Annotated in this window: 11 protein-coding genes; all 11 read right to left on the bottom strand. The window is 29.2% G+C overall.

All coding sequences use genetic code 11. The features are described from left to right. Positions 1–337: 337 nt before the first annotated feature. Positions 338–817, bottom strand: coding sequence for a hypothetical protein (locus Q4566_RS03005; protein WP_303418103.1), 480 nt, complete (start codon positions 815–817; stop codon positions 338–340). Positions 818–865: 48 nt separating this feature from the next. After that, positions 866–1,270, bottom strand: a complete 405-nt coding sequence (locus tag Q4566_RS03000) for a hypothetical protein (protein ID WP_303418102.1) — start codon at positions 1,268–1,270, stop codon at positions 866–868. A gap of 14 nt (positions 1,271–1,284) precedes the next feature. Next, on the bottom strand, positions 1,285–1,701 hold the full coding sequence (locus tag Q4566_RS02995; protein ID WP_303418101.1) for a hypothetical protein: 417 nt from the start codon (positions 1,699–1,701) through the stop codon (positions 1,285–1,287). A 202-nt stretch (positions 1,702–1,903) separates the two neighbouring features. Beyond that, complete coding sequence (locus Q4566_RS02990; RefSeq protein WP_303418099.1) at positions 1,904–2,185, bottom strand: hypothetical protein; 282 nt, start codon at positions 2,183–2,185, stop codon at positions 1,904–1,906. A gap of 175 nt (positions 2,186–2,360) precedes the next feature. Continuing rightward, positions 2,361–2,696 carry a hypothetical protein gene (locus tag Q4566_RS02985; protein WP_303418096.1) on the bottom strand — a complete coding sequence of 112 codons (336 nt, stop codon included), beginning with the start codon at positions 2,694–2,696 and terminating at the stop codon, positions 2,361–2,363. A gap of 107 nt (positions 2,697–2,803) precedes the next feature. Beyond that, positions 2,804–3,379, bottom strand: a complete 576-nt coding sequence (locus Q4566_RS02980) for a hypothetical protein (protein WP_303418094.1) — start codon at positions 3,377–3,379, stop codon at positions 2,804–2,806. A gap of 133 nt (positions 3,380–3,512) precedes the next feature. Next, positions 3,513–4,094 (bottom strand): hypothetical protein, encoded by a 582-nt coding sequence (locus Q4566_RS02975; protein ID WP_303418092.1) that lies wholly within the window; start codon positions 4,092–4,094, stop codon positions 3,513–3,515. Positions 4,095–4,188: 94 nt separating this feature from the next. Further along, positions 4,189–4,767, bottom strand: a complete 579-nt coding sequence (locus Q4566_RS02970) for a hypothetical protein (RefSeq protein WP_303418090.1) — start codon at positions 4,765–4,767, stop codon at positions 4,189–4,191. 5 nt (positions 4,768–4,772) lie between these two features. After that, on the bottom strand, positions 4,773–5,525 hold the full coding sequence (locus Q4566_RS02965; RefSeq protein WP_303418088.1) for a hypothetical protein: 753 nt from the start codon (positions 5,523–5,525) through the stop codon (positions 4,773–4,775). Positions 5,526–5,626: 101 nt separating this feature from the next. Continuing rightward, positions 5,627–6,487: a hypothetical protein gene (locus tag Q4566_RS02960; RefSeq protein ID WP_303418086.1), complete on the bottom strand. Its 861-nt coding sequence runs from the start codon at positions 6,485–6,487 to the stop codon at positions 5,627–5,629. 7 nt (positions 6,488–6,494) lie between these two features. After that, positions 6,495–7,610, bottom strand: coding sequence for a hypothetical protein (locus Q4566_RS02955; protein ID WP_303418084.1), 1,116 nt, complete (start codon positions 7,608–7,610; stop codon positions 6,495–6,497). Position 7,611: the final 1 nt, after the last annotated feature.

Genomic DNA, 7,611 nt, shown 5'->3' with positions numbered 1-7,611 from the left:
CTTCGTCTCATAATACTGTTCAAATTTAAAAATTATTATTCTACTTTTAAACAGTTCGATTTTAGGGGAAGCTTACACTATCATACTGTAAATATTAGCACCCGACTTACTGTAACTCATTTTTGTAAATTTTATGGATTGATTATAACTATTACTAATTTTAACTTTAATAGGCACCAATAACAAAGCTTGAATGCTATCACTATAGTTCTTTATTAACAAAACCTTTAAAGGAGCTTTCCTAATTGTAAAATCAGTTAATAAACTCCCTTTTTGTGATGTACAGGACAAACAAGCGAATATAACACACACATATAATATTGTTTTTCTAATATTCTTATTGTATAAAAATTGAATCAATAATATAAAGAGGATCAGACCTTTTCTTAGTTTTTACTTTTTGAATAACATATGTATAACTAGGGTAATCAGTTATATTACCATAATTCTCACCCCCACTATTGATCAATTTATAAAATGTATTTATTTCTCCACTCATTACCTTATTATGTATAGTCTGAGGTATATAATCTACAGACTCATACCCTCCAATTTTAGCGCTCTGTGAATCTATAAAATTCCTTACAACCTTTAGCCCCCTTACTTTCGCTAATGTCAAAAAATCTTCACTATCTTTTTTTAATTGGTTGATATCCTCCATAACCATTGGTGTAACAACTAAATCTGCCGTTAAACTTATCATAGCCAAAGGAAAAGAAAGAGAGGTATCAATGGCTCCGATAGATACTATATCCATAGGGTTTGGTATTTCAATACCATCATCTTTAGAGAGTAGACTAAATAGCGCCTTTGTCATATTTGGACAATCTTATCTATAAAGTCATTTAGTTAATCTTAGGTATTGTTATTTCACCAAATACCCACCCATAAATTTTGCTCCAAGAAATAAAAACACTCCAAATCCCGTCCAAAAAAATATAAAAGCAAGTGTGTTTTTATTCCAACGCTCATTTTTTGAAAGTGTACTATACGCCTTTTCTATTTGCCATTGGAAAATGGCTTTTTTCGCTTTTTTTTCTACAAAAAACTGAAATGGCAACATGATGATCCCTAAACCAATAAAGGTCGGTAAGAAGGATGAGAATTTAAAATCCAAAGAACCCAATATCCAACAATATATACCAGCCATTATAAAGCTAAAAGGCGTTGTAAAAAGATGAAGCGTTGCTGGAATAATTCTTTCAGGCATTTTCTTGTTTACCCAACGTTTAGCGAAACTATAATTTGATAAAAGTAAAATTTTAAACATTTTTTCTATAATCATTATTGTACTAAATATCCTCCTACAAATTTTACTATTAAGTAAAATGAAACTCCAAAAGCACTCCAAAAAAAGATAAAAGCAAGTGTGTTTTTATTCCAACGCTGGTTCTTTGTAAGTGTTCTGTATTCCTTTTCAATTTGCCACTGGTAAATGGCTCTCTTCGCTTTTTTTTCTATAAATAACTGAAATGGTAACATAACGACCACTAAGCCAATTAAAATAGGTAAATATGATCCAAACCTATATTTTATTGAGCCAATAACAACAAAGTACAATGCACCAATTATAAAAGTAAAAGGTGTTGCAAAAAAATGCAACGTTGATGGTAATATTCTTTCTGGCATTTTTTTGTTTACTAACCATTTAGACACAGAATAATCAGCTAATAGCAAGTTTTTAAATAAAAGTTTAAACATTTAATTTTTAAATTTTGTATATCCGTTTTGTAACCTAAATATTGTATTTACGTCATTCCGAATTTATTTCGGAATCTAATAAAGCTGATAATTAATATATTGTGATGAGAACCTGAAACAAGTTCAGGTTGACGATAACAATTATGTCACATTACGGATAATCAGTTATGAATAAAATCTAACTGATAACTCATTATTAAAACTAGCTCGAACTTAAGGCTATATTTGCTAGCCAAAATTGAACTATAAAAGCACCCCAAAAAAAGATAAAAGCAGTTACTATTTTATTTATTCGCTCATTTTTAGTTAAAAATTTATACTCCTTTTCAATGCTCCATTTAGCAATACCATTTTTAGCAATTTTCCGGGAAAAATAATAAAACGGACTTATAAATAATAACACGCCTACAGCACACACTATAGGGCTTTTTACGATATTCAGTATTAATTCTAATACAAATAGACAAAATATTCCTGTGGCCATAAAGGTAAAAGGAAAAGAGAAAGTCAATATTGTTGATGGTATAATATTTTGAGGCGTTTTTCTATTCACGAGCCACTTTGAAGTACAATAAAACGCCAATAGTAATGGTTTAAATATAGTTTTTGTCATATTTGAGCCTCTATTTCTAAAATCATTTAGTTAATCTTTTGCAATGTTATTTAACCGAATACCCTCCTAAAAACACTGCTCCGAAATACAAAAAAATAGCGAACCCCATCCAAAAAAAGATAAAAGCAAGTGTGTTTTTATTCCAACGTTCATTTTTTGTAAGTGTTCTATACGCCTTTTCTATTTGCCATTTATAAATTGCCTTTTTTACTGGCTTTTGTAATCCAAACCCAAAAATCAAGGCTATTAAAACTAAAACTAGCTCAGGATATTTAATTTTATACGTAATACTACCTAATATTACACAAGCTAAACCTGCAGTGATAAAAGTAAAAGGTGATAGAAAAATATGTATCGTTGCTGGAATAATCCTTTCAGGCATTTTCTTATTGACCCACCGTTTTGCGAAACTATAATTTGCTAAAAGTAAATTCTTAAATAGTAATTTAAACATCATTAATTTTAATACTTATTACAAATATTACGCATTTAAAATTCAACTGGAATATTGAGATAATCAAATTGTTCTGTTTTAGGGTTCGTATAATTGAGATGGATATAACCTTTTAAGCTGTCAGGGATTTTGTTATTCAACAATTCTTTCAGGTTCTGTAAATTGCCTGTATCAAATATTTTATTGCCATATTTATTTTGAGCTAATTGAGCTGTTTTTAGTATTTTATCTTTTTCCGAATCTCGCAAAAAAGTTCGATAAACACTGTACAACTTAAACTTCTTTTTTTCATTTTTTGCCAATCGAATTTTATTCGGACCATATGTCAATGAATCTGATTTAAAATCATAAATCGGACCGCTATCAATATTCCCTCCATCTAGGCTAAAGTAGGAATGGGAAATTTTTAAAGCTGAATTAAATTGATTATTTAATTCAAATTCTTGCGGAACTAATAGTCCAATCAAAGTACTATCAGGATATTTTTGGATAATTCTAATCTTAATAGGAAGTCTTGATGGATAAGTTTCAACTATTATTTTATTTTCCTGCGAATCGCAAGAAAACAAAAAGTTAAACAGAAAAACACATCGAAATAGTAAACGCAACATATGTGTCTAAATTTATCTAATTTTACAAAACCTATTAATGATAAATTCTTTAACAATAACCCAATAGAACACTATCTGCCATATTTTTTACACACTTAACAAATTTATCATTTCTGAAAAGCATTAATTTATATTAAAACTCAATTGGTATATTAAGATAATCTGGATATTCTGTTTTAGGGTTGATAAAGTTTAAATGAATATACCCTTTTAGACTATCAGGTATTTTTTTGTTAAAAAATTCTGCCGTTGTCTTATTATTTAAAGTTTCATAAATATTTCGATTCAATCGTTTTTGTACAACCCGTCCATCTTGAATTAAATTATCTAACTCTTCATTACTAATTTTTGCCTTATAACGAACGTACACGTCAATTTGCTCTTCTCCCCCTTTTACAATTGAATATTCATTCCACACTCCCGCTATAGAATCATTTTCACCTAACAAAATTAAGCCATCTAAGGTATTACCACCACCGATACTTCGGTAAGGATTTGTAAATTTAATCAACTGTGAAGATTTGTTTTCAATTTTAAGCTTTTGCGGGATAAAAACACCTAATAGCGAACTATCTTTCTGTTTCCTACCAACTTCAAACTTAATATGATTTTCAGACGGCCAATGTTCTATAGCAACGTTAAATTCTTTGTCTATACAAGAAATACATAATGTTGTTAAAAAAACACTTCGAAGTAATAATTTTATTCTTTTCATTTAATTGATAAATATAGAGTCGATAACACCCTTAGACTCTAACAGACACCATACTTCTGTTTTTTGAAATACAACGGCTACACAACAACTAATATTAAAACTCAACAGGAATATTGAGATAATCAAATTGTTCTGTTTTAGGGTTCGTATAATTGAGATGGATATAACCTTTTAAGCTGTCAGGGATTTTTTCATTTAAAATTTCTTTGAGTTTATTTGTTGATTTCAAATTGAATATATCCCTATTATATTTTGTTTGGACATATTCAGAATTATCAAAAATTATATTTTTTTCAGAATTATTAATATAGAAATAATAGCTAACATACACTTTGTATTTATTATCCATATTCCAATACATTTTAACTTCTGTTGGCTCATAAAGAAGAGTGTCCTTTTTAACCGCATAAATTTTTGAATTATTCGTAAAAAATATATTGGCTCCTGTTTGACTAAAATGAATTCTTGAAAACTTAACGCCTTGTGAGTTTAACATAAATTCCTGCGGAACAAACACGCCTATTAGAGTACTATCTTTAAGAATTCTTCCGTTTAAAGCTTTTATGGATAAACTGGAACTCAAATGTTCAAAAGTCAAATTCTCTTTTTTAGGTTGACAAGAAAATACTAACAAGCTAATTATGACAATAACATAAACTATCTTTTTATTCATGGTTTTTAAATACTAATTATAGAATCTATGGTGTAAATCGGCTCTAACCGATTTTCATTATTTATCTTTTGAAGAATGTATGAATAAGTTTTTCTATCAGGTTTATCAAAATCTAATTCATCATTAACTGATTTAATTAATTCTTTATATGTATTAATATCCCCTCTCAATACTTTATTATGTGTAACTTGAGGTATATTTTCTATTATATCATATCCACCAATCTTAGCACTCTGAGTATTTAAAAAGCTTCTAACAGTTGATAATCCTTTAACTTTCGCTAATGTCAAATAATCTTCACTATCTTTTTTTAATTGGTTGATGTCCTCCATAACCATTGGTGTAACAACTAAATCTGCCGTTAAACTTATCATAGCCAAAGGAAAAGAAAGAGAGGAACCAATGGCTCCGATAGATACTATATCCATAGGGTTTGATATTTCAATACCATCATCTTTAGGGAGTAGACTATAAAGCGCCTTTGTCATATCAACATAATCTAACACTTGTAAAGTTTTTTCTAGTAGTTTTTTACCTATTTTAGAAACATCCTTGGCATTAAAATAATCTGAGAAATTCTTTGAAAGTTTTTGTGTAGACTCTTTCACATCAACAAAAATAGCATCATTTTTTATGACGAAATCACTAGCTTCAATAACTTCATAATTTAATCGTTTGGTTTTATTAGAATCGAGTTCTATTTGCTCATAGGCTATTTTGCGTTTTACTGCATTAATTTCTGAAACCGCGTTAGACAAATTTAAAAGTTTAGTACCCTCATAAAATCCCAAAACCTAGGTATTAACAACAACTCGCACTATGGTTTTTATAATTTGTTTGCAATTGGACTTTGTTCGGGTTACAGATAACTACTCCAAGATTTCTGACCTTTTTCTATTTCTTTTTCAGGATATTCTTTGTTGTATTTACTCGATGCTCGACTGCCAAAATAAATAGGAATATTCTTCGCAGGTGTTGTGTTAAAATCATTTATTAAAGTTGTTCCCAATGTGTATAATTGGTTCAATTTTGGCATATTTTCTACAAAATTGATGGATGCTAAATTTTTGCAATCTATAAGTTTTAAAACTTCTAATTCTTTTAGTTTATTTATTGGGCTAAAATCTTGAAGTTTCCAACAAATATCAAATTCTAAAAGTTTTAAATTTTGTAAAGTTGTAATATCTGAAATGTCTGTTAAACTCCTAACACCACCAAAAGACAATAATTTTAAGTTTGTTAAAGTCTCAATACCTTTTAAAGATTTTATTTTTGCAGTTTTAAAACTTAAACTTTTTAAATTAGTTAAACTGCTTAATTTGGTTAAGTCTTTTTCGTCAAACTCTGTGATAGATAAATGTTCCAAATTTTGGAGTTTGTCAAAATTTGTTATCATTTTTTTATTCCACCATAATGATAAGGTTCTTAGTTCTATTAATTTATCGAAATTTATTGGATACATTGTATGTAAATGTAATCTTCTTAAATTAGGCATCTTATATAAAAAATCATAGGACACACCATCTCCATAGGGAGAAACACTTAGCATATCTAACTTCGAAAAATACTTTAGAAATTCATTGAAAAAATCATAGTTATTAATTTCTCTATCAATTCTTATATCATATTTATGTTCGTTATAAATTCCTTCGGCCTTTTCCAAGTCTGACTTTTCGGTTAAGTCCATTCTAGTACCATATGGTAATTCTATAATATACATTTTGTTATTAGTTAAAGTTTTTAGGTAAGGAATATTTGTCTGCTATTTCTTCTGCTTTTTTATAGAACTCTTGTAGTCCTTTGGGTGATTTCAAATTATATCTACCGCCAACAGGATTTACTCTATTCAATAGGTATTTTACTTCATCACGTTTTGATAATTCCCCTCCATATTTCCTTAAGATAATTAACTGTTCATACATTTCACGTTCTAATTTAGTAGAACCTTTCATTTTATGAATAACCGAACCACTTTCTACAACATTGTGAAGTAATTTACCTCTTTTAGGGTTAAAATGTTGAATAAAACGTTGAAAAACATTACCAGATTGCCCAACATATCCTTGAACATCATCTGCGTTTTTAACAATTAAATCATAAACTCCTTTTGCTTCATCTGCTTTTGTGATTTTTTTTAATGCTTTTGCTTTTTTAATAATTTTAGCACCTGTTGCAGCAGTTCCAAAAAATGGAATCATTGCAGCAAAGCTCAACGCTGCATCTGCGTAATTACCTCTTGCCAAAGAAATAACGCCATTAATACAATCTGCGATTTCTCCAACACCAGGAATTAAACCAACAACATCTAAAGCTGTTTGTGTTGCATCTGCCCATTTATCCCAAGTTGTTGGTCCACCTTCTTTTTCGCCATCAAATTCATTTATTGTCTCCCAGTGTAAAGGTTGAGAATTTGGAACAATTGGCATTTTTCCAAATTCTGGATTGTCTATATATTCTGTTTCAGGTTTGTTAACACCTTCAAAGTCTACATCTGGAAATGCAATTTTTGCTTCTGCTAAAGTTCCTTCAAAAGTTCCGTGAGAATTTTTGAAATACCAAACTTCTTCGCCTCTTGATGTAATTTCTTGTTTAAATTGACTAACAACAACAGTACCTCTTTCTGTTACTGTTGCAGATGTACTTCTTTTTATTTGAGCAATATTTTCGCCAACATTAACAAACTCGTGTTTAACTTGCATTAAGGTTGTTCCTTCTTCGTTTACACGAACAATATTTGTTCCTTTTTTTTGGTCTTTAATTTCTCGGTCTATGTTTTGAAGTGGAATAGAAATTTCCTTTTCAACCTTTCCTTTGTATATAATTTGAAATCTATTTTCGTCCACC

The organism is Tamlana sp. 2_MG-2023 (assembly GCF_030548465.1).
GTDB lineage: Bacteria > Bacteroidota > Bacteroidia > Flavobacteriales > Flavobacteriaceae > Pseudotamlana.
This window is presented reverse-complemented; position numbering and strand designations above follow the sequence as displayed.

What these genes read in the sequence shown, in the direction of transcription:
- Q4566_RS02995 (WP_303418101.1), bottom strand. Translation starts at nt 1,701, where the DNA reads ATGTTTAAACTTTTATTTAAAAACTTGCTATTAGCTGATTATTCTGTG.
- Q4566_RS02990 (WP_303418099.1), bottom strand. Translation starts at nt 2,185, where the DNA reads ATGGCCACAGGAATATTTTGTCTATTTGTATTAGAATTAATACTGAAT.
- Q4566_RS03000 (WP_303418102.1), bottom strand. Translation starts at nt 1,270, where the DNA reads ATGTTTAAAATTTTACTTTTATCAAATTATAGTTTCGCTAAACGTTGG.
- Q4566_RS02985 (WP_303418096.1), bottom strand. Translation starts at nt 2,696, where the DNA reads ATGCCTGAAAGGATTATTCCAGCAACGATACATATTTTTCTATCACCT.
- Q4566_RS02975 (WP_303418092.1), bottom strand. Translation starts at nt 4,094, where the DNA reads ATGAAAAGAATAAAATTATTACTTCGAAGTGTTTTTTTAACAACATTA.
- Q4566_RS02980 (WP_303418094.1), bottom strand. Translation starts at nt 3,379, where the DNA reads ATGTTGCGTTTACTATTTCGATGTGTTTTTCTGTTTAACTTTTTGTTT.
- Q4566_RS03005 (WP_303418103.1), bottom strand. Translation starts at nt 817, where the DNA reads ATGACAAAGGCGCTATTTAGTCTACTCTCTAAAGATGATGGTATTGAA.
- Q4566_RS02970 (WP_303418090.1), bottom strand. Translation starts at nt 4,767, where the DNA reads ATGAATAAAAAGATAGTTTATGTTATTGTCATAATTAGCTTGTTAGTA.
- Q4566_RS02960 (WP_303418086.1), bottom strand. Translation starts at nt 6,487, where the DNA reads ATGTATATTATAGAATTACCATATGGTACTAGAATGGACTTAACCGAA.